Origin of the sequence: Aestuariivivens insulae, assembly GCF_022662195.1 — a bacterium.
Lineage (GTDB): Bacteria > Bacteroidota > Bacteroidia > Flavobacteriales > Flavobacteriaceae > Aestuariivivens > Aestuariivivens insulae.
Genome location: NZ_JAKMCS010000004.1, coordinates 307,606 through 330,557, shown reverse-complemented (window position 1 = coordinate 330,557; position 22,952 = coordinate 307,606). Strand labels below are relative to the sequence as shown.

At 36.2% G+C, this 22,952-nt stretch carries 14 protein-coding genes; 6 read left to right on the top strand and 8 right to left on the bottom strand.

Features of this window, described 5'->3' with window-relative positions; all coding sequences use genetic code 11:
• Nucleotides 1–36 precede the first annotated feature (36 nt).
• From MR062_RS07445 to MR062_RS07420, 6 genes are all read right to left on the bottom strand, one after another.
• The gene (locus MR062_RS07445; protein WP_242203488.1) at nt 37–3,411 is read right to left on the bottom strand and encodes a VCBS repeat-containing protein; all 3,375 of its coding nucleotides are present in this window, start codon (nt 3,409–3,411) and stop codon (nt 37–39) included.
• 137 nt (nt 3,412–3,548) lie between these two features.
• Nucleotides 3,549–5,123, bottom strand: a complete 1,575-nt coding sequence (locus MR062_RS07440; RefSeq protein WP_242203486.1) for a RagB/SusD family nutrient uptake outer membrane protein — start codon at nt 5,121–5,123, stop codon at nt 3,549–3,551.
• Nucleotides 5,124–5,133: 10 nt separating this feature from the next.
• Entirely contained in the window at nt 5,134–8,610 is a 3,477-nt protein-coding gene (locus tag MR062_RS07435) for a TonB-dependent receptor (RefSeq protein ID WP_242203485.1), read from the bottom strand.
• 79 nt (nt 8,611–8,689) lie between these two features.
• Entirely contained in the window at nt 8,690–9,640 is a 951-nt protein-coding gene (locus MR062_RS07430; RefSeq protein WP_242203484.1) for a FecR family protein, read from the bottom strand.
• Nucleotides 9,641–9,708: 68 nt separating this feature from the next.
• Nucleotides 9,709–10,299 (bottom strand): RNA polymerase sigma-70 factor, encoded by a 591-nt coding sequence (locus MR062_RS07425; RefSeq protein ID WP_242203483.1) that lies wholly within the window; start codon nt 10,297–10,299, stop codon nt 9,709–9,711.
• Nucleotides 10,300–10,417: 118 nt separating this feature from the next.
• Nucleotides 10,418–11,074 (bottom strand): metal-dependent transcriptional regulator, encoded by a 657-nt coding sequence (locus MR062_RS07420; RefSeq protein ID WP_242203506.1) that lies wholly within the window; start codon nt 11,072–11,074, stop codon nt 10,418–10,420.
• Between the two features lie 101 nt (nt 11,075–11,175).
• On the opposite strand from MR062_RS07420, the gene MR062_RS07415 reads away from it, so the two are divergent.
• From MR062_RS07415 to MR062_RS07390, 6 genes are all read left to right on the top strand, one after another.
• Nucleotides 11,176–13,419 (top strand): TonB-dependent receptor, encoded by a 2,244-nt coding sequence (locus MR062_RS07415; protein ID WP_242203482.1) that lies wholly within the window; start codon nt 11,176–11,178, stop codon nt 13,417–13,419.
• Between the two features lie 50 nt (nt 13,420–13,469).
• Entirely contained in the window at nt 13,470–14,378 is a 909-nt protein-coding gene (locus MR062_RS07410) for a metal ABC transporter solute-binding protein, Zn/Mn family (RefSeq protein WP_242203480.1), read from the top strand.
• A gap of 105 nt (nt 14,379–14,483) precedes the next feature.
• A complete protein-coding gene (locus MR062_RS07405; RefSeq protein ID WP_242203479.1) occupies nt 14,484–15,221 on the top strand; it encodes a metal ABC transporter ATP-binding protein in 738 nt (245 codons plus the stop codon).
• Nucleotides 15,221–16,348: a metal ABC transporter permease gene (locus tag MR062_RS07400; RefSeq protein WP_242203477.1), complete on the top strand. Its 1,128-nt coding sequence runs from the start codon at nt 15,221–15,223 to the stop codon at nt 16,346–16,348. The genes MR062_RS07405 and MR062_RS07400 overlap by 1 nt, the downstream gene beginning before the upstream one ends.
• A complete protein-coding gene (locus tag MR062_RS07395; RefSeq protein WP_242203505.1) occupies nt 16,341–17,501 on the top strand; it encodes a metal ABC transporter permease in 1,161 nt (386 codons plus the stop codon). Before MR062_RS07400 ends, MR062_RS07395 begins: the two co-directional genes overlap by 8 nt.
• 146 nt (nt 17,502–17,647) lie before the next feature.
• Nucleotides 17,648–18,007 (top strand): YraN family protein, encoded by a 360-nt coding sequence (locus tag MR062_RS07390; protein WP_242203475.1) that lies wholly within the window; start codon nt 17,648–17,650, stop codon nt 18,005–18,007.
• A gap of 118 nt (nt 18,008–18,125) precedes the next feature.
• On the opposite strand, the gene MR062_RS07385 is transcribed toward MR062_RS07390, so the two are convergent.
• Both MR062_RS07385 and mfd read right to left on the bottom strand, forming a co-directional pair.
• Entirely contained in the window at nt 18,126–19,454 is a 1,329-nt protein-coding gene (locus tag MR062_RS07385; RefSeq protein WP_242203473.1) for a TlpA family protein disulfide reductase, read from the bottom strand.
• A 30-nt stretch (nt 19,455–19,484) separates the two neighbouring features.
• The gene (mfd, locus tag MR062_RS07380) at nt 19,485–22,904 is read right to left on the bottom strand and encodes a transcription-repair coupling factor (RefSeq protein WP_242203472.1); all 3,420 of its coding nucleotides are present in this window, start codon (nt 22,902–22,904) and stop codon (nt 19,485–19,487) included.
• Between the last annotated feature and the right edge of the window lie 48 nt (nt 22,905–22,952).

The window sequence follows — 22,952 nt, the reverse complement described above, 5'->3', positions numbered from 1 at the left end:
AAAACAAACCACAAGTCATTACTTCATATATTGAACCTATTTACTAGGATTGATTTTTAATAAAGACAATACATCGTTGTTTCGAGCAATTAAAATAGCTTTTTGCCCTCCAACTGCTATAAAAGCAGCATCTTTAACGTCTCCATTAGCCCATAAGTTAGCTTTGTCATTAGAAACAAATCCAAATTGCTTATTTCGATTGTTATGTCCTAGAAGTAAAAAACCATAATTGGCATCATTTCTTGGGGTTTCAACTTCAGAACCAAATAAATTACCCAATAATAAAATATCCTTATTTTGATCGTTATTATAATCTTCTATTAAAACTTTATTTACAGAAGACAGTTGCGCTCTATTTTCAAACGGTTCAAATTCAAATTTTCCACTTTCATTTTTTAGTATAGCAGATGCAAAATAAGTGGCTTTATAATTTATTCCTTCATTGAGCTTCTCTCCATAAATATCTTCTATTTTTGCCGAACCAAAATCATTATAAGTCTTGAATTTCTTTTTAATAAATGGCATTTGTTGTGAGGAACATTGTCGCCCTCTTACTGGATAAACCTGACTCTCTTGAGTGTATCCCAAAACAATATCGTCTGTATTATTCCCATCAAAATCGTTTAAGTACAAATAAAATGGTTTCTCAAAACTAGCCTTGTATTTATAATTTAGGCCTAGGTTCCCCGCTATGATATCCAAATCATTATCGTTGTCTATATCGTTTACTTCTATAGCACTCCACCAACCTACATGCTCGGATAAACCATATTCTGCAGATCTATCATTAAAGACCCCAGAATCATTAACAAATAATTCTATAGGTCCCCACTCATTGGCAATAAGCAAATCTTGGTCTCCATCTTGATCCATATCTGCCCAAGCAACAGAAGCAATCATGGTATGTTCTACCAAATCGGGTATCAATTTTTGGGTAACATCCTGAAACATTATTTTACCTTCTACCGAAACATTTTCCAGCAGGTAACTGTTAACTGGACGACCATAAAAACCAGGCTTTATTCTACCACCAACAAACAAATCTATATCCCCGTCATTATCAAAATCGGCAGTGGAAACCCGCAATCCACTTGAGGTAATATTAGGTATAGCCGAGTTATTTTTAATAAAACTACCATTGCCTTTATTTTCATAAAAACGATCTAAATAATAGTTATCATTTACACTTAATTCTGTACCTCCACTAATAACATATAAATCTTTGTCACCATCGTTATCGGCATCAAAAAAAACCGCTCCAACGTCCTCATGTTTTCTGTCTTTAACAAATACTTCCAAGTTTTTATTAAAAGTCCCCGATTGGGTTTGAATGTATAAAGCACTTTCTTGGTCTTTTGCTCCTCCAATAAAAAAGTCATCCAAGCCGTCATTATTAACATCGGCTACGGCTAGAGCTGGCCCTAATCGAGACATTCTATGAGGCAGGAGTACTTCCTTTTCAAAATCATCAAAACTATTTTCTTTATGCTTAAAACTTATTCCAGATTGATTGGTAATGTCTGTAAACAAACCTTCTGAAGTTTTTTGGGGCTTAATATTAATACTATGTTCGTCTTGATAAGAAATAGTAATGGTTTGATTTGGTTTAATATTTTTAACTAAATGGCTAGTGTCATCATTCCAAAACACTTTTAAACTGTCAATCTTATCATCTTGTTTTACACCAAAATGAACAGCCCCTGCCATAGCAGACTGAAACCCTCTAGTAAAATGATTTTCGATGATTTGATGCCCCGAACTAGAATACAATTCAACACGAGCGCCTAGAGCTCCAAGGTTTTGCTTAGACCCTTTTAGTTTTACTTTTAAATAGTTATTTGAAGTTGCATTGTTCTTATAAATAAAGGAATTACCGGATGAGTTGTTAACTACTATGTCGATAGCACCATCATTATCAAAATCGGCGTAAGCAGCACCGTTTGAGTTTGTAATATCCTGTTGGACATCAAGTTTTTTAAAGGTTAAATCTCCATTGTTCACATAAAAGTAATTCTCCTTTTTACGAGTTGGCATTTTAGATAAGATTTCGGTAATATAACTCTTTGAATCAACCTTTTGATTTTTAATAACCTCGGCTTGTTTCTTTTTTCTATAATTAACAAAATCATTATTTCTAAAATCCCCCTTTATACCATTTGAAATAAATAAATCTTTATATCCATCATTATTCATGTCAAAGAAAAGAGGAGCCCAACTCCAATCGGTACTTGAAACACCAGACATTTGGGCTATGTCTGAAAACATAGGGGTGTTCGTCTCTTTATTTACACCATTATTGAGTTGTAATGTATTATACATATATTGATGGTGCAAGCCTAAGTTTGTGTTTCTATAGAATCGCTCTGGGGCCATACCACTCATACTTGTTTTCTGGGAATAATTATCCTCTGCCATCATATCCACGGCCATGATATCTAACAGACCATCGTTATTTATATCTGCTATATCATTACCCATAGAAAAATTAGAAATATGCTTAAAGGCTTCCAATGAGGCTTCCCGAAAAGTACCATCTTGATTATTGATATATAAAAAGTCCTTTTCCGAAAAGTCATTCCCTATATAAACATCTGGCCAACTGTCGTTATTTAAATCGGCCACAGCCACTCCCAGCCCATAACCAATCATTGTATTAATTATTTGAGCTTGATCTGTAATATCTACAAATTTTCCATTGTTATTTTTATATAATCGATTTCCTCTGAACTCCGATTTTTGGGACATCAATTTTTTCAAATTGTTTTCATCGTATGTTTCGATACCATGATTTAACAGAAACATGTCCAGATCTCCATCTTTATCATAATCAAAAAAAGTAGCTTGCGTTGTAAAATCTGGAATATCCAAACCATAATCACTGGCCTTATTTTCAAAATGCGGGATACCACTTTGATTTGCTCCTTGATTAATCAGCAACTCATTTCTTCTATGGTCTTTATCATTTATCTTTCCAGACTTACAATAATAAATATCCATTAACCCATCATTATTTATGTCAACCAAAGTAACACCCGTTCCAAAACCGTATCCACCCCCAGCATTGGCCGTTCTCGTAACATTTCTAAATTTCATGTCACCCAAATTCAAATACAATGCGTTGGACTTAGTACTGTTTACAAAATAGATATCTATTAAATCATCATTATTAAAATCGGCCACAGCAACACCTCCTCCATTATAATAGTACTCGTAATACAGGCCATTATTACTTAGGTTTTCCTTAAGCTCATTTAAAAAGAAAATACCTGTTCTCTCAGGAGGGAGAACTGTAAACAAATCATTTTTGTCTTCAGCTACCAGCTGGTCTTGTGGTTTCTGAATAGCACTATCCTTTTTACAAGCATTTAGCACAAATAATAAAGCTATAATGTAAATTGTTACTGTTTTCATTTGTCGATTTTCTATTTGAAAAAGAGGCTGCCTAAAAAGTGATTTCTCTTATCATTCGGAATGACACTTTTTAGACCGCCTCTGTAAACTACAAAAATTACCTCAAAATAAACTCTATTCTGAAAAGGTAGTGATAATTAATACCCCGAATTTTGAGTTAAATTTGAATTCTTATCAATTTCACCTTGAGGGATTGGAAGTTTAACGTTTGCATTGTCCCAATTTCTGGTCTCCCAAATCTCTTTCCCGTCATCTATAAGATTTCCATCGGTATCCATATCTACCCTATAGATGGTCAGCACTTCTGGAGTTCCAGCAATTCCCCAACGTCTTATGTCCCAAAAGCGATGTTCTTCAAAAGCTAATTCTATTCTACGCTCATGTCTAACCTTTATTCGTAATTCAGATTGGCTTCCAACAGCTATAGGCGGCATACCTACCCTATCCCTTACTGTATTTATAGCATCTACGGCCAAATCCAAATTGGAACCAGATTCAATTAAAGCTTCTGCATAGTTAAGATATACTTCGGCCAATCTGATATGAATCCAATGTTGTGTACTGGCATCATTATGGTTTCTATCTTCCTGGATCATTTTTTTCATGGCATAACCTGTTCTGGTCCAATCACCACTTGTCTGTATTCCAGCATGACCACCAGGCCTAAATTCCCAGGTAACTTCTTTCCAGACAGAGCCTTCATAAAGAATTGAAGCTTCAAATCGAGGATCCCTACCATCATATGGGTTATTTGGGTCATAACCAGATCCTGCTTCAGTAGGCAATAATCCGGTATCCTTCATTTCATATTGATCTACAAGATTTTGAGTGGGACAGGTACCTCCCCAACCACTCACAGAGCTGGTCGACTTAGGTGTGTTAAACAGGTTTCCCCAATGTCCTTTATCTGGGTCACTAAACTGGGTATCAAAAATAACTTCTGATGCGCCATCGTTTACAAAAACACTTTGATAGTCGGCATCCAAATCACGAGAAGTATTATCTATAACTAATTTTGATGCCGCAGCAGATTCTGAAAATTTGCCCTCATATAAAAGTACACGCCCTTTCATGGCCATAGCAGCATCCCAAGATCCTCTTGTAGAAGTGGCAGACTCCGCATTTTCAAAAAAACTTGCAGCAGTATCATATTCAGAAACAATAAAATTTAAAGTCTCCTCGGCTGTGTCTCTTGAAACAAGCAAATCATCACTTAACTCTTGTGGAATGGCTATTAGAGGTACTCCTCCATAAGTTCTTAATAGTAATGTGTAATAATAACCTCTTAAAAAATGAGCCTCTCCTTTTAATCGATTCTTTACTTCCTCTTTACCTTCTAATTGATCATAATTTTGAATAAAGTTATTTAACCGTCTTATTTGAAAATAAGCGTTTCCCCATAATCCATTAAAAGGCGAATTATTTGCAGTTATATTGGCTGTATTAAATCGTGTATTTGAAGCTGGCCACGTATATGCGTTTTCGGCATCATCTGTAGCGGCATCAAGCATATACCATCCACCAGGAGCTCCCCATCCATGAGGCACACCATTATAAACCGCATTTAAATATGTTTCTGCAAAAGCAGGGTCTGTAAACACTACATCAGACGAAATAGCTCCTTGAGGTTCAATCTCAATAGAATCACTTGTACAAGAAAATTGTAATAAAGCAAATGACCCTATATAAAATAATAATTTTATATTTTTCATGATATTTTTTTTAGAATTGTAGATTAACGCCTAGATTATAAACCTTTTGTTGGGGGTAAAACCAACCTCTAGCCTGAGGATTCTCTGGATCTAAATGTTTAATTTTTGACCAAGTCGCTAAGTTCCTTCCATTAAGGTAAACACGTAATTTGTTTATGCCTAATTTATCCAATACACCTTGAGGGAAATTATAACCAATTTCAACATTCTTAAAACGAATATAGTCTCCCGGCACTAACCAGTACGATGAAAAACGTTCGTTTACAGCATTATTAATTAAAGTTAATCTTGGATAACTGGCATTGGAATTAATTACATTGCCATCGGTGCCAATTTGAGCACGATCTAAATGTCTTCCAAACACTTTTCCTCCATTAAAGAATGCCCAGGCAGATTCTTGGGATAAGTACATATCAAAATTAGCAGCACCTTGAAATAATGCAGAAAAGTCAAATTGTTTGTAATTAAAACCTAGATTTAAACCAAAAGTAATCTCAGGAACATCAATTTTTCCAATAAATGTTCTATCATCATTATCTACTTTACCGTCTCCATTAAGGTCGGCATATTTAATATCTCCTGGTTGCGGGTTTTGGGTTTGGTAAACTCCATCTGGAGCAGCAGCATTTAAATCGTCTATCTCTTGTTGGGTCAAAAACAAGCCTTCAGCTATGAACCCAATTCTAGATTGGGCTCTTATTTGCCTTCCTGTAAGCCTTCTTAAAGGGTCTACATCTTCGGCTTCGGCTATATCAACAACCTTATTTGTCGCATAACCAAAATTAAAGTTGGTAAAGTAGTCAAAATCTTTACCTTGCCCCGTATGGTTTATAATAATCTCAAACCCTTTATTATCTACAACGCCAATATTTTCATAAGGTAACGATGCTCCAAAAGTGCTGGGAACCTGTAAAGATCTCGTTGTTAAAATATCTGTGGTTCTTTTAGCATAAACATCAGCTTCTATAGATAGTGCATTATTCCATAGTCCCAATTCCAAACCTAAATTATAAGTCTTTGCTTTTTCCCAAGTGGTTCCAGGATCGGCCAACCCACTACTGCTAATGGTTTGAGCAACACTAGAATCATCGACGAAAGGTCCTCCAAATCCAAAAAACTCTAAATACCTAAAAGCACCTACACCTGAATCACTTCCAAGTTCCCCATAAGAGAATCTTAATTTTAAATTGCTAATGGTTTCAGAATCTTGTAGAAATTTTTCTTCAGATGCTCTCCATGCCAATGAATATGAAGGGAAGAACCCAAATCTAGAGGCTTTACTAAATTTATAGGAACCATCGTATCTTCCATTAAACTCCAATAAGTATTTATTATCATAACCGTAAGTAAAACGCCCTGCATAACCTAAAATAGCCGTTTTAAATGTACCATTAGAAATTGACCTGGTTTCGGCATCTCCTGCTACAAATAAAGGTGTTGACGTTCCCGTTAAATTACTAATCCCAGAAGACAAAATACTATATTCTGATTCTGTTCTTGAATAAACGAATTTTGCACCAAAATCATGCTTATTAATCGTTTTAGAATAATTCAATATAGCTTCTGTTGTTAACTGGTATCCTTTTGCTCTCGATTCGGACAAACTAGCGGTTTCCCCTCTGTCACCAGGCGTACTCAAAGAAAATTCCCCTGTACTAGGATTAAATACTGTATAAGTCTTCGGCACCGTAAATGAGGTAACACTGCCCGTGAAATTATCCCTATTATTATTATTTCCACCAGCCGAACGATCATAAGCCACTTGTGTTATAAGGCTTAACCCTTCTAAAAATGGAAATTTAATATTCAAGGCTATTTTTGATTGAAAATCAAAATCTTCTTCTTCTCGATAACCACCACTATTAATAGATGGTTCTAGTGCAAATATGGAATAGCCTCCATTTGAGTATCGATTAACTTCTGTTGGAGGGGTTCTCATAAGATTTGAAAATAATGTTCCGGCGCTTATTCCTGGGCGTTTTCTGTTTTCCACAGCTCCCGAAAAATTGGCCTGTAATAACATATTTTCATTAATATCTATATCAAGATTTGATCTGAAATTAAAACGATCGTAATTATTGTTATCATAAATGGCATCTTGATATAGGTAGCCTAAAGAGGTAAAATATTTTATAGTATTCTCTGTATTACTACCACTGGCAGAGATATCTATGGAATGCATAGAGGAAGATGAATCTAACACTTCATCAATCCAGTCTGTATTGGGGTGTGTGTCCGGGCTAGAGCCATCCCTGAATTTTTGCAAATCTTCATCGGTATATGCCGCAGCAACCCCATCATTAGCATTGGCCTCGTTTAAAAGTGTCGCATAATCATAGGAATCTAAAAAATTCGGCATTCTAGTAGGCTTTTGTACACCAGAATATATGTTTACATTAAAGCTGGTTTTTCCTTTCCCTCTTTTTGTTGTAATCAATATAACACCATTAGCTGCCCGCATACCATAGATAGCCGCTGCAGCTGCATCTTTAAGCACACTTATATTTTCAATATCATTGGAGTTAATATTATTTAAGGACCTGGGAATACCATCAACCAAAATCAATGGTGAATTTGAATTTAATGAACTAAGCCCCCTTACCCTAATGCTTGCTGCATCACTGCCTGGTTCCCCAGAACTTTGTATGGTTATAACACCTGCTAACCTTCCAGATAAAGCACTACTAATATTTGATGTGCTGTTTTTTACAATTTCATCGGACTTTATGGTCGCAACAGATCCTGTAAGGTTAACCTTTTTCTGAGTTCCATATCCTATAATTACAACCTCATCAAGTTCTGAAGTGCTCTCGGACATGGTTACATTTATTATAGCCCTATCATTTATAGAAACTTCTTGTGTGGCAAAACCCACGTATGAAAACACTAAAATATCATCTGGGCTATTGGCACTAATTGAATAGTTCCCATCAAAATCTGTGGTAGCTCCTTTTGATGTACCTTTAACCAATATGGTCACCCCTGGCAGGGGGTTCCCATTAGCATCAACAACTTGTCCACTAACACTGGTTTGCAGTACAGAATGAAGGTACTCTTTAACCTTTGTTGGAGATAGGGAAGATGTAATATTGGCTTCCCTTTCCTTAAATAGATTCTCTATTTTTAATTTTAATTCTGGCCTATCCTTAGGAAATAATATGATTTGATTTCTTAGAAAACTAAAATCTATGTTCGTATCTTCAAACAACTGCCTTAGGGCATCATTAATTTCTACGTCTTCAACTGCCAGAGACTTTTTTAAGCCAACGTTAACAATACTACTGTTGTAAAAGAAGCTAAACTCGCTTTTTTGTTCAATTTCTGCAAGAATTTTTTTAATTCTTGTGTTTTCTGCATTTAAGGTTATACTCTGTGAATAAGCTTCACTTGCAAAGATTTTTGTAAGTGTAACGCAAAGTAAGATTAAATAAATTTTCATAATCCGAAGAATAGGGATTCCTGAAAAAAAGTGTTGGTTTTTTTTCATACTTTTGTTTGGTTTTAATTGTTTAATACTTAATGTGCTAAATAATTAGCTTATAGGGTAAGTGGTGATGACACTTACCCTATTTATTTTCAATGTCTAGTCTTATAATATTATTTTGTATTTTATAGGTTATAGGTGATGATATTTCAAACAGTTCAAGTATTTGATTTATATTTAAATTATCGAACTCGCCCTTATATTTATAATCAAGAATTTTATCTGAAGCAACATCAAACTTCAAATCATACATGCGCTCTAAATCCTTAATAACTTCCCGCATTGGGGTTTCGTTATAAATCAATCTCCCCTCTTTCCACGAAGTAAAGTTGACGGTATTTACCTGTTCAACAATCATTTTGTCTTCTTTCTTAATATAAGTAGCCTTTTGAGATGGGGACAATTCTACAACGGTATTTCTTCGCTCTTCAATTACTTTTACTTTTCCCGACACCAAGGTGGTTTCCATTTTCCTGTCTTCAGGATAAGACTTTACATTAAATGAAGTTCCTAGCACTTTTATTTTCAAGCCTTCGTTGGTAGTTACAATAAAAGGTTTTTCTTTATTTTTAGTAACATCAAAAAAAGCTTCTCCTTTAATAGCTACTTCCCTAGTATTCCCTTTAAAGTGTTTGGGGTAAGATAATGCACTATTGGAATTCAAGACTATTCTTGTACTATCCTCCAAGGTAATCACTTTTGTCTCGGCCTTTTGTGTTGTTACCAAAACCAATGAAGCATCATTTATGTTAGCATCATCCAAATGGGTATTATTAAATAATACCTGCCATGTTACTATAGTAGATGCCAATGCTATTAGCAAAATAGCAGCATATTTTGAAAATCGGTTTAATTTTGTTTTAGTCGAAGCTGTTTTATTGGTCTTTCTTAAACTTAATGCCACTTCTTTAGCTTTAAGTATTTCATATTGCTTCCTTTTTTTAGGATTATTTAGCAACCAATCAACAACAAGCTTTTCTTCCTCTGGAGAAAGTTGTCCTTTAATTAGTTTTAAAATGTCTTTATTATTCATTTAGGTAACCTTACACTATTAATACGGAAAAAAGAAAGGGTATCCCCTAGTGCCTAGGTAAAAAAAAATCAGAAAAAAGGTAAATAATCTTTTAAAGATTGCTTTAAGTGCTTGATTGCCTTAGAAATATGATTCTCCACTGTTTTATTGGAAATATCCAACTCAGATGATATTTGCTTGTGCTTCATGCCTTCAAATCTACTCTTAATAAAAACCAAGCGGCACCTTTCTGGCAGAGATTCTATACTCTCGTTTATTAATGCTTCAAGCTCATTCTTAATTATTGTAGAAGCTGTATCATTAGTTAAAGCATGAAAGTTTAATAAGTTTTTTTGTTGAAGGGAATTTGTTTCTAGAGCCAAAGCATGCCGTTTACTTCTTAAAAAATCCAAGCAAGTATTTCTAGTTATTTTAAACAAATACCCTGTGACATTTTTATTCATGTCAATTTTGTCAAAATTATGCCATACCTTCATAAACACATCTTGAAGTACCTCTTCTGCATCTTCAATTGAAGGCACATACTGCCTAACAATTTGCAACAATAAATCGTAGTGCAAATTATACAACAAGTCAAATAAATCCTTTTTATTGGTTTTATCTAAAGGGACTGTCTTTTTTAATGGCTTTTTGATAAGATTAATTAATTTATCGGGCAATATAATTAAAATTAAGACATCTTACTAACAATCAGTAACTTCGCACAAACCTTTTATTGAAGCTAAAATGTGTAAAAATCATAACTGGAGATGGTTAATACCAGACTACTTAAAAAAATCATCCTTTCTCCTTCACAAACAAATTGTTAGCTACTGCTTGAGAAATACTCATGGTAACACCATCTATTTGAATAACCATAGAATCATCAAAATCTTCCCGAGACAAAACCTTTATTTCAGAGCCAAGGGCAATATTATGTTTATCCAAGTACTTTAAAAATGCTGAGGACGTGTCCTTAACCCCGACACAAACCCCTTTGGCATTTTCCGTTAGGCTAAAAAGAAGAATTTTGTCGGTTTTCTTAATATCGCCGTACTTATCCGGAATAGGATCGCCATGCGGATCATGGGTTGGATAATCTAGCAACTTATCCAATTCATTGATTAATTTTTCAGATTTAATATGCTCCAGTTGCTCGGCTATTTCGTGGACCTCATCCCATGAAAAGTTTAATTTTTCAACTAAAAACACTTCCCAAAGGCGATGCTTTCTAACCACATCGGCTGCAATTTTCTTCCCTTTAGGGGTTAAACTAGTGCCTTGATACGGTTTATAATTAAGATAATCCTTCTCAGCTAACTTTTTAACCATATCGGTAACCGAAGATGCTTTAGTATCCAAGGCATCAGCAATACTATTCGTACTTACCGTTACCGTTCCATATTTACCCAACTGATATATGGCCTTAATATAATTCTCTTCGGTTAATGTAATCATGCCTTTAAACTTAAAGCACAAATATAATTTAATTATTCTTTTAAATTAATTTTTAGATTAATCTAAATTTATATTTATATTTGCAAAAAATTAAAATAATGAGATACGTAATACTTTTTTTAACCTTATCTATTTTTCAAGCCGGTGCTCAACAATTATCTGGAAAAGTCCTTACCGAAGGCGATCCCATGCCCTACGCCAATGTTTACATTAAAGGAACTTCAATTGGCACAACTACAGACGAAAATGGCAATTACAATATAACGTCATTAAAAAAAGGAAACCATACCATTATAGCGTCCTTCATGGGTTACAAAAAACAAAGCAAAATAATTAACATAACAAACAACAATACCGTACTCAATTTCAACTTACAGGAATCAGAATCATTAGAACAAATTGTTGTTACTGGAACATTAAAAGCTGTTTCAAGGCTGGAAAGTCCCGTTCCCGTAGAGGTATATTCCCCAACGTTCTTCAAAAAGAATCCAACACCTAACATTTTTGAAGCATTACAAAATGTTAATGGCGTACGCCCCCAGCTTAATTGTAATGTCTGTAATACTGGAGATATACATATTAATGGCCTAGAAGGCCCTTATACCTTGGTTCTTATTGACGGTATGCCCATTGTAAGTGGTCTTTCCACAGTTTATGGGTTATCTGGAATTCCTAACTCCCTAATCGAGCAAGTTGAAGTTGTTAAAGGCCCTGCATCTTCACTTTATGGCAGTGAGGCTGTTGGAGGGCTCATTAACATTATTACGAAGCTTCCGGAAAATGCGCCCCTGTTCTTTGTGGATAATTTTGTAAGTGGCTGGGGCGAGGCAAACTTCGACTTAGGTTTTAAATCTTCTGTGGGCAAAATAGCCGATGTATTAGTTGGCGCCAATTACTTTAAATACTCCAATGCCATAGATAACAATAATGATAACTTTACCGATGTAACATTACAGGATCGGATTTCAATATTTCAAAAATGGAACTTTAAGCGCAAACAAAACCGCTTATTCTCTTTAGCTGGACGCTACTTCTATGAAGATCGTTGGGGAGGCGAAATGCAATGGGACAAAAAGTACCGGGGCGGTGATGCTGTTTATGGCGAAAGCATATATACTTCCCGCTACGAAATTATTGGAAATTACCAATTACCCATTTCTGAACTTGTCAATTTTCAATTTTCCTATTCAGACCATGACCAAAACTCATATTATGGCAACATGCCCTATATGGCACAACAACGCATTGGCTTTGGTCAATTGATATGGGATAAAAAATTAGATCATCACGATTTGCTATTTGGTCTGGCCGCCCGTTATAATTTTTACAACGACAACACCCCTGCCACATTAAAACCAGACGAAGTAACCATTCCGTCCATATTTGTACAGGATGAGATACAGCTTTCTGAAAAACACCATCTTTTACTAGGTGCTAGATATGATTATGATAGCCGACATGGCTCAATTTTCACGCCTCGTATAGCTTATAGATTCAAACCAACCAACAATGATATTATAAGACTAAATGCCGGAACAGGATTTAGAGTAGTAAATCTTTTTACTGAAGAACACGCCGCTTTAACCGGTTCCAGGGATGTTATTATAAAAGGCACCTTAGACCCAGAACAGTCTTATAACATAAACTTAAATTATTTAAAAAAGATCTATACCAAAGGTGGGCAAATTTTCACTGTAGATGCCTCTGCTTGGTACACTTATTTTACAAACGCCATCATCCCAGACTACGATACCAACCCCAACCAAATCATTTATGAAAATCTAGATGGAAGTTCAGTTACCAAAGGCTTAAGCCTTAATGTAGATGCCGTATTGGGAAGTGGCATAAAAGCCTCGGCAGGAGCTACCTTTCAAGATGTATCACAAAAAGAAAATGGTGTAAAAACCAGACAAATCCTAACCGAACGATTTACGGGAGTTTGGTCTGTTTCGTACAAACACTACCCTTCGAACTTAACATTAGACTATACAGGTAATCTTTATGGCCCCATGCGATTGCCTACGTTAGGCGAATTGGACCCAAGAAGCGAAGAATCTCCAACTTGGAGTATTCAAAATATTCAACTCACTTATGAAACCGATGCTAACTTGCAATTTTATGTCGGCGTTAAAAACATTTTGGACTGGACACCAAACAAAGGCAATCCGTTTATCATAGCCCGGTCACACGACCCATTTGATAAAAATGTAGAATTCGATACTGCAGGAAATGTACAAGCTACGCCAGACAATCCTTATGCCTTAACTTTCGATCCCTCCTATGTTTATGGTCCAAACCAAGGCAGACGAATTTTTATAGGGCTACGCTACACTTTAAAATGATGTTAATATGCTTATGTTTTTTATTCTTAATTTCGTAAAAATTTGAACGGGTGAAAAAACTAGTATTATTACTTACAATATTGATTCTTTATGGTTGTAAAAACGAAAAAAAAGACAACTCTAAATTAAACGTGGTCACCACAACTACCATGATTACCGACTTAGTCACCAACATAGGCGGTAATCTTATTAATGTACAGGGCCTTATGGGCAGTGGTGTTGACCCCCATTTATATAAGGCAAGCGAAGGCGATGTCACAAAGTTAGCCGATGCTGACATCATCTTTTATGGCGGATTGCATTTAGAAGGGAAACTTGTTGAAGTTTTTGAAAAAATGGAGCATCAAAATAAAACAACCGTAGCCCTTTCTGATGCTTTAGACCCTAAAACACTTATAGGATCTGAATTTTTTCAAGGTAATTTCGACCCCCATGTTTGGTTCGATATCAGTTATTGGAAAACCATCACCAATTATGTGGTAAAAATACTTTCTGAAGCAAACCCTAAACACAAACAAGCTTTTGAAGCAAACGGAAAACAATATCTGGAACAACTTACAGCATTAGAATCTGAAGTTAAAACCATTATTGAAACATTACCTGAAGACAAACGTATATTGGTCACCGCACATGATGCCTTTAATTATTTTGGCAGGGCATTTGGTTTTGATGTTGTTGGTCTTCAAGGTATATCGACGGCCACTGAAGCAGGTGTTCAAGATGTTCAAAAATTGGCTACTTTTATTATTGAAAACCAAGTGAAGGCCATTTTTGTGGAAAGCTCGGTACCTAAACGAACTATAGAGGCCTTACAAGCAGCTGTAAACTCTAAAGACCACCATGTGGATATTGGGGGCACTTTATACTCTGATGCTTTAGGAAGTGCAGGAACCATTGAAGGCACCTACATTGGCATGTTTAAGTATAATGTAAACACAATTGTTAATGCTCTTAAATAAGTCCTGTCATTACGAGGAGTGAAACGACGTGGTAATCTTTTAATGAATAAGATTCCTGCCTTCGCTTCGATAAGCTCAGTGTGACACGCGGGAATGACAAAAAAAATGAAACAAACTATTGCAGTACAAGTAGACGATTTAACCGTAGCCTACAACTACAAGCCTGTGCTTTGGGATATCGATCTGGAAATCCCTGAAGGCGTACTTATGGCTATTGTTGGCCCTAACGGCGCAGGCAAGTCCACTCTTATAAAGTCTATTTTGGGTATTTTAAAGCCCATTGCAGGCAGTGTTAGCATTTATGGAAAACCATACGACAAACAAAGGTCTCTTGTGGCTTATGTGCCCCAAAAAGGGAGTGTAGATTGGGATTTCCCAACCACGGCACTTGATGTAGTTATGATGGGGACTTATGGTAGCTTGGGATGGATAAAACGCCCAGGACAAAAAGAAAAGAAAGCTGCTTTGGAAGCATTGGAAAAAGTAGGCATGCTACCTTTTAAAAACAGACAGATAAGCCAGTTATCTGGCGGACAGCAACAACGTATATTTTTAGCACGTGCCTTGGTACAAAACGCTTCCATTTACTTTATGGACGAACCATTTCAAGGAGTTGATGCGACTACCGAAATAGCCATTATCAATATCCTAAAAGAACTCCGCAAAGCAGGAAAAACAGTAATTGTTGTGCATCATGATTTACAGACCGTCCCAGAATATTTCGATTGGGTCACTTTTTTAAATGTTAAAAAAATAGCTACTGGTCCCGTTAAGGATATTTTTAACGACGATAATTTAACCAAAACCTATGGCATCAATTATAAAGTAAGTATTCAAGAATAATGGATTTACAAGAATATTTTTCTTTAGTCTTTACAGATTACACCCTTAGGACAATAACCTTGGGGACAGCCATATTGGGAGCGGTTACCGGCATGTTAGGAAGTTTCGCCGTGCTGCGTAAACAAAGCCTATTGGGTGATGCCATTTCGCATGCAGCATTACCAGGTATAGCCATCGCTTTTTTAATCACGGGAGCTAAAGACAGTAATATTCTGCTATTGGGAGCTTTAGTTAGTGGACTAATAGGCACCTTTTGGATTAGGGGCATCATAAAAAAGACACATCTAAAATCTGATACAGCTTTAGGGCTTATCTTATCACTATTCTTTGGTTTTGGCATGTTGTTACTCACCTTTATCCAAAAACAACCCAATGCCAATCAAGCAGGACTGGACAAATATTTATTTGGGCAAGCGGCCACCCTAGTGGAAAGCGATGTTTGGATGATGACCATAGTAACAGGTTTTTGTTTATTTATATTACTATTGTTTTGGAAAGAATTTAAAATCCTACTATTTGATGCCGACTATACAAAAACTCTTGGCTTCAACACTAAATTTATAGATATTTTAATTACCACTTTTATTGTTTTGGCTATTGTTTTGGGCTTACAAACTGTTGGTGTGGTTTTAATGAGTGCCATGCTATTGGCTCCAGCAGCGGCAGCACGACAATGGACCAATAGCCTTGGGCGTATGGTTATTATAGCGGCTATATTTGGGGCCTTGTCCGGTGTATTTGGCACCGCTGTGAGTGCCAGTCAAAACAATTTATCTACGGGTCCTGTCATCGTTATTATTGCCAGTATTTTTGTGCTGGTCTCCTTTGTCTTTTCACCCAGTCGGGGCTTGTTATTTAAGCAAATCCGATTTATAAAAAACAGACGGGACCTCCAATTGCACAAGACTCTCTCGTTTATGTATAATATTGCCAAAACACATGAAAACATAGCACATCCCCATGCCATTAAAATTTTAAACAATTTTCAAGGTTACACTAGAGGGACACTTCAAAAATTAGTTCGAAAAAACTATGTGAGCCTAGATGGCAATCAATGGAGTTTAACCCAAGAAGGTTATAAAACAGCGGCCAATTTGTATAATCAGCAAACCCAAAATGATGAGTAACGCCCAAATAGAAATCCAACTCATCGCCAGTTTGGTGGCAATTGCCTGCGCCATCCCAGGCACGTTTTTGGTATTGCGAAAAATGGCCATGATAAGCGATGCCATTAGTCATTCCATACTCCCTGGCATTGTAATTGGTTTTTTTATCACGCAAGATTTAAATTCGCCCTTACTTATTCTTTTAGCCGCCCTTACTGGCATTGTAACAGTGGTTTTAGTGGAATACATTCAAAAAACAGGTTTGGTTAAGGAAGACACCGCCATAGGCTTGGTTTTTCCTGCACTATTTAGTATTGGAGTTATTTTAATTGCCAAGAACGCCAACGACGTCCATTTAGATGTCGATGCCGTTCTGCTGGGAGAATTGGCTTTTGCACCCTTTGACAGGCTTATAATTTCCGGTATTGATGTTGGCCCTAAATCCTTGTGGATTATTGGAGGTATCCTATTAGTAACCATTGGTTTGTTATTTGCCTTTTTTAAAGAGTTAAAGGTGAGTACTTTTGATGCTGGTTTAGCAGCTTCTCTGGGATTTTCACCAGCAATCATCCATTACGGACTTATGGCAGTATCATCGGTTACTACTGTTGGTGCTTTTGATGCCGTAGGAGCCATTCTGGTTGTTGCTTTAATGATCGCTCCCGCTGCTAGCGCTTACCTATTGACCAATAATTTAAAGCGCATGTTGGGCTACGCCATTTGTTTTGGAGTATTTGCCGCCATTTCTGGATATTGGGTCGCCCATTGGCTGGACGCTTCTATTGCAGGATCTATTACTTCTATGCTGGGCCTTTTGTTCTTAACGGTTTACCTCTTTGCCCCAAGCAAAGGTATTATTGCAGTATTGTACCGGGAAAAACAACAACGTACCGAAGTCTCGTTATTAACTTTTTTACTCCATTTAAAAAATCATACCGAAGAAAGCGAACGCCATGTCAATCACTTAAACGAGCATATAAACTGGCAGAAAGTACGGAGCAAAACGGTGTTGGACCTGGCCCTAAAAAACAATATGATTGCCATTGAAAACCACATTGTTTCCCTTACCAATAAAGGCAACGATTTTACCACCCAAGCTATCGACTATATTATCACCAACGAAGATGCCCAAATTGAACACATGAAAGACGATTTCTTTTTGTTTAGGGGGTAGTATCATTTAGGGATAAATAAAATGTAGTGAAGAAATCTATACTTTTTATTATTTTAACCATTCAGAATTAAAATATTTTCTAACTGTAATAGATTCTTCAGTCGACCTTTGGCCTTCTTCTGAATGACAAAACACAAAGTACAGCAATGGCACAACACAACCAACTTGGCAAAAAAGGCGAACAACTGGCAGTCGATTTGCTATTAAAAAAGGGATACGACATTCTAGAATGCAACTACCGCTTCGATAAAGCCGAGGTTGATATTATTGCTCAACATGGCGATACCCTTGCTGTTGTAGAGGTGAAAACGCGTTCGACTTCCGATTTTGGAAACCCGCAGGATTTTGTAAAACCCAAACAGATAAAAAATCTTGTAAAAGCTGTAGATGAATACATTACAGTAAACAAGCTAGACCTTGAAGTACGGTTTGATATCATAGCCATAATTAAAAATGGTAAATCTTTTAATGTTGAGCATTTAGAAAATGCATTTTACCATTTTTGACTCCCTGATATCTTTGTCATTGCGAAGAGTGAAGCAGGAAAGACGAAGCAATCTTATTTATTAAACCTTAAGGTTTGCTATGAACTCTTGCTTTTCTATATTAAGAAACCCGCTTTAACTACTCATTTCCAAAGAACGTCTTCAACTCATCAATATCTTCAGGTTTAGCAACAATTTTCTTGTCTTTATCCAGAATAAAATAAGTGGGGGTTTCTGTAACCCCATAGCTATTGCCTATCTCGTTGTCCCATTTGCCTTTACCATACACATGGATAAATTCTGGGTGTTTTAACTTTTCAATCTTCCACTTGGCATCTTCTTCTTCTAAAGCTATGGCAATAACCTTTGTAGGTTCGTTATCTGTAGTTTTGAAAAAGGCGCTCAACTGGGGAATTTGCTCCAAACAATGCGAACACGTAGTACTCCAAAACACTATAACGTAATTTTTATACCCTTTTAATTCACTTAGCTTTTTGGCTGTTTTCCCATCACCCTTATCTCCTTCAACTAAAAAATCTGGTGCGTCACTCCCTATCGAAGTATCTTTATACAGGATTAACCCATGTAGTAGACTTTGGTCGTTTAGCGTTACAGCAATGTCCATTAAATACGTTTCGGCTATATAGTTGGCCACTTGTTCTTTATTTAAATCAACCATTTGTTGCCATAAATCGACTAACAAAATGCGTTTGATTTCAAGAGCTGTAGGCTCCAAAACTTCACAAAATACATCTATATTATCTTTATAGTTAGCCGTTTCATCTTTCTCATTGGAAGTCAAACCAAAAACGTAATTCAACATTTTCTCTTCTAAAAAACTAGAGCTTTGAAGTATTTCATTATTAAAATCGACATAATCAAAATAATGGCTTTTCAATAGTTTAACATAAGTCTTAAAATCGATATCCCCTTCTGGGATGTATGGTCTATTCGCTTTAATAAATTCGAACACAATATGGTCCTTAGCTGCCTTCTCAAAGTTTTCCTGGGTTTCCTTCTGGGTTTTAAAAATGGCTTTCAACGCTGTAGTATCCTTAAGCTGTTGGTTATAATAATTCCCTAAGCTTTGTGTAACCATAGCCATACTATTGGTGTAAGATGCCAATAATTTATTCTCGAAAGATTTTTCAAATGTAACTCCTGTTTCAGAATTAAAGGTTAGTTCTATATCTTCCTTAGCATTATAAATCACATCAAAATTGTAATCTTCCTGCGGAATGGCATAAACAATTTTATACATACCCTTAGTGACCGTAGAATCTAATTCAAACTGAAAACCTCCATCTTCTTCTATCTCTGCACTGGAAATATACTCTGAAACCGTAGGTGTTGATTTATACAGAAGCACCACATTATAATCTTCAGCAGGCGAAAATATACCACTTATAGTATGCTGTGCCAAAAGCAAGCTTGGCAGTAAAAGTAAGATGACAGCTAAACGTCTCAATTTTAATAATTTATTTTGTTAGAACAATAATTACACCACAATGGGCTGTAAAGCTTTTAAAGCTTGTTTTACGGTATTTATGTTTTCAAAAGTTAACATTAAGCGTAACCCGCTTCTGGTTTGCTTTTCCTTCATTCTACATCTATTGGGGTTCGCTTGTACAAACTGCAATACTTTGGTAAATGCGGGGCTTTGGTAAAAACTACTTTGCTGGTCGTTTATAAAATACCCAATAAATTTACCCTGTTTCATCACCACTTTTTCGAACCCAATTTTTGTGGCCAACCACTTTATTTGGACACTATTTAACAAATCCGTCACTTGAGGTGGCAATTCTCCAAACCGATCTATTAATGCCAACTCAAAAGTATGCAATTCTTCTTCAGTTTTAATATTATTAAGCTGTGTGTATAGGTTTAATCGTTCAGCTATGTTATTAACGTAACTATCTGGGAATAGCAGCTCGAAATCGGAATCGATGGTTACATCTTTTACGTACACTTTATCTTCCTTGCTATCTTGATACAGGTCTTTAAATTCATTTTCCTTCAATTCCTCAATGGCTTCATTTAATATTTTCTGATAGGTATCGAAGCCTATTTCATTAATAAAACCACTTTGTTCACCACCCAACAAATCGCCTGCACCACGAATTTCCAAATCCTTCATCGCAATATTAAAACCACTGCCTAATTCGGTAAACTGTTCCAAAGCAGTGATACGCTTTCTGGCGTCTTCGGTCATTGCCGAATATTCTGGAGTAATGAAATAACAAAATGCTTTTTTATTGCTTCGTCCTACGCGACCACGCATTTGATGCAAATCACTCAATCCAAAATTATTGGCATTATTAATAAAAATAGTATTGGCATTGGGCACATCGAGTCCGCTTTCAACAATGGTAGTGCTAACCAACACATCGAAAGCACCATCCATAAAGGCCAACATAAGCTGTTCCAATTTTTTGCCCTCCATCTGGCCATGTCCTATACCTATTTTGGCATCGGGGACCAAACGTTGTAACATGCCCGCCACTTCCTTTATGTTTTCTATACGGTTATGGATGAAAAAAACTTGTCCGCCACGTTGTATTTCATAACTAATAGCATCCCTTATGGTTTCTTCATTAAATCGAATAACGTGGCTTTCAATAGGGTAACGGTTTGGTGGTGGCGTGGTTATAACCGATAAATCCCGTGCAGCCATTAAGCTAAACTGAAGTGTTCTAGGTATTGGTGTTGCAGTTAGCGTTAATACATCTACATTATCTTTTAGGGTCTTTAGTTTTTCTTTTACCGCCACACCAAATTTTTGTTCCTCATCTACAATAAGCAATCCCAAATCCCGAAAACTCACATTTTTATTAACCAATTGGTGGGTGCCAATAATAATATCGACACCTCCTTTTTCAAGGCTTTCCAAGGTTTGTCGTTTTTCTTTGGCCGTTCTAAACCTATTTAGATAATCTACGGTTACGGGAAAATCCTTTAGCCGTTTTGAAAACGTTCTGTAATGCTGGTAAGCCAAAATAGTTGTAGGTACTAAAACGGCAACCTGTTTTCCATTATCCACTGCTTTAAACGCCGCTCGAATAGCTACTTCGGTTTTACCAAAACCTACATCACCACACACCAGCCTATCCATAGGGCGCTCGCTTTCCATATCGGCCTTAATATCGGCTGTTGCCGTGCTTTGATCTGGTGTGTCCTCATAAATAAACGACGCTTCCAGCTCGTGTTGCATATAACTATCTGGATGGTATTGGTGCCCTTTTTCGGTTTTTCGCTTGGCATATAATTTTATCAAATTAAACGCCACGTGTTTTACTCGAGCTTTTGTTTTTTGCTTAAGTGTTTTCCAGGCATTGCTACCCAGCTTATAGATTTTAGGTGGTTTACCGTCCTTACCATTAAACTTGGTAATTTTATGCAACGAATGGATGCTTAAATATAAGATATCACGTTCGCCATATATAAGCTTAATGGCTTCCTGTTTTTTTCCTTCAACATCAATCTTTTGTAGTCCTCCAAAACGACCTATCCCATGGTCGATATGGGTCACGTAATCACCTATATCCAAATTAGTGAGTTCCTTTAGGGTAATGGCCTGCTTTTTGGCATAACCATTTTTAATATGGAACTTATGATAGCGTTCAAAAATTTGATGATCGGTATAACATACTATTTTATTGTCGTGGTCTATAAACCCTTGATGCAATGACAAAATAATAGTGGTGTATTGCTTGACATCTAAATGGGCATCATCAAAAATATCATGGAACCGCTTGGCCTGCTGTTCACTAATACAAGCAATATAATTGGTATAGCCTTTGTCGTGATTGTTATTTAAGTCTTCAATAAGCAAATTGAATTGTTTATTGAATGACGGCTGGGGGATTGTTTTGAATTCAATTTTGTCATTACGACGAGCTTGCGACGTGGTAATCTTTTCATTAACAACAGATTGCTTTGCTTCATTCGCAAAGGTCTCTTTGAAGTATGATGTAGTACCAAACTCAATCAATGAATAATCCAACAGTTGCTGCTTAAGCAATGTTGAATTACAGAACAATTCGTCTGGAGCTGCATGTTTTATATCTGTTGACAAGTTTTTAAACGCTTCCTCTGCTTTTTCATAAAAATCATCTATTCTTGAAAACAGTAAATCGGCATTTTTTAAACAGACTACTGTTTTTTGAGCGATATATTTTAAAAAACTCTGCCGCTTTTCTTCCAGAAATTTATTAGCAACATTGGGGATGATGTTAATTTTTTTAATTTGATTTAAAGAAAGCTGCGTTTCTACATCAAAGGTTCTAATACTATCTACCTCATCACCAAAAAACTCAATACGATAAGGCTCATCATGAGAAAACGAAAACACATCTACGATACCTCCCCTAACCGAAAACTCACCTGGTTCGGTTACAAAATCCACACGCTTAAATTGGTATTCAAAAAGGACTTCGTTAATAAAATCTATGGATAGATCATCACCAACAGTTACTTTTAAGGTATTACGCTCCAACTCTTTTCTCGTCACTACTTTTTCAAAAAGCGCATCGGGATAGGTGACGATTATGGCCGGTTTTTTTTGCGAGTTTATTCTATTTAAAACCTCAGCCCGCAGTAATACATTGGCATTATCGGTTTCTTCTATTTCATAAGGTCTACGGTAACTTCCTGGGTAGAACAATACATCCTTATCGCTAAGCAACTGCTCTAAATCGTTTAGGTAATGTGCTGCTTCTTCCTTATCATTAAAAATGAGTAAAAAAGGTTTTTCGGCATCCTTAAAAACACTTGAAATAACAAAAGAAAACGAGGAACCTACAAGGCCCTTTACATGTATTTTTGATGTAGCCTTGTCCTGAGGTTGGGCAATAGCAGTTCGCAGATTTTGCGTTTGCAAAACCTGTGCAAAAGTTTGCGAGAGGGTAATATGACTCACTAATATTGTTTTGGGATGGCAAAGATAAGATTTTGAACCGATTATGTT

Excerpts from the sequence above, each read along its gene's own strand:
- MR062_RS07445 (WP_242203488.1), bottom strand. The coding sequence starts at position 3,411 with ATGAAAACAGTAACAATTTACATTATAGCTTTATTATTTGTGCTAAAT.
- MR062_RS07440 (WP_242203486.1), bottom strand. The coding sequence starts at position 5,123 with ATGAAAAATATAAAATTATTATTTTATATAGGGTCATTTGCTTTATTA.
- MR062_RS07435 (WP_242203485.1), bottom strand. The coding sequence starts at position 8,610 with ATGAAAAAAAACCAACACTTTTTTTCAGGAATCCCTATTCTTCGGATT.
- MR062_RS07430 (WP_242203484.1), bottom strand. The coding sequence starts at position 9,640 with ATGAATAATAAAGACATTTTAAAACTAATTAAAGGACAACTTTCTCCA.
- MR062_RS07415 (WP_242203482.1), top strand. The coding sequence starts at position 11,176 with ATGAGATACGTAATACTTTTTTTAACCTTATCTATTTTTCAAGCCGGT.
- MR062_RS07405 (WP_242203479.1), top strand. The coding sequence starts at position 14,484 with ATGAAACAAACTATTGCAGTACAAGTAGACGATTTAACCGTAGCCTAC.
- MR062_RS07400 (WP_242203477.1), top strand. The coding sequence starts at position 15,221 with ATGGATTTACAAGAATATTTTTCTTTAGTCTTTACAGATTACACCCTT.
- MR062_RS07395 (WP_242203505.1), top strand. The coding sequence starts at position 16,341 with ATGAGTAACGCCCAAATAGAAATCCAACTCATCGCCAGTTTGGTGGCA.
- MR062_RS07390 (WP_242203475.1), top strand. The coding sequence starts at position 17,648 with ATGGCACAACACAACCAACTTGGCAAAAAAGGCGAACAACTGGCAGTC.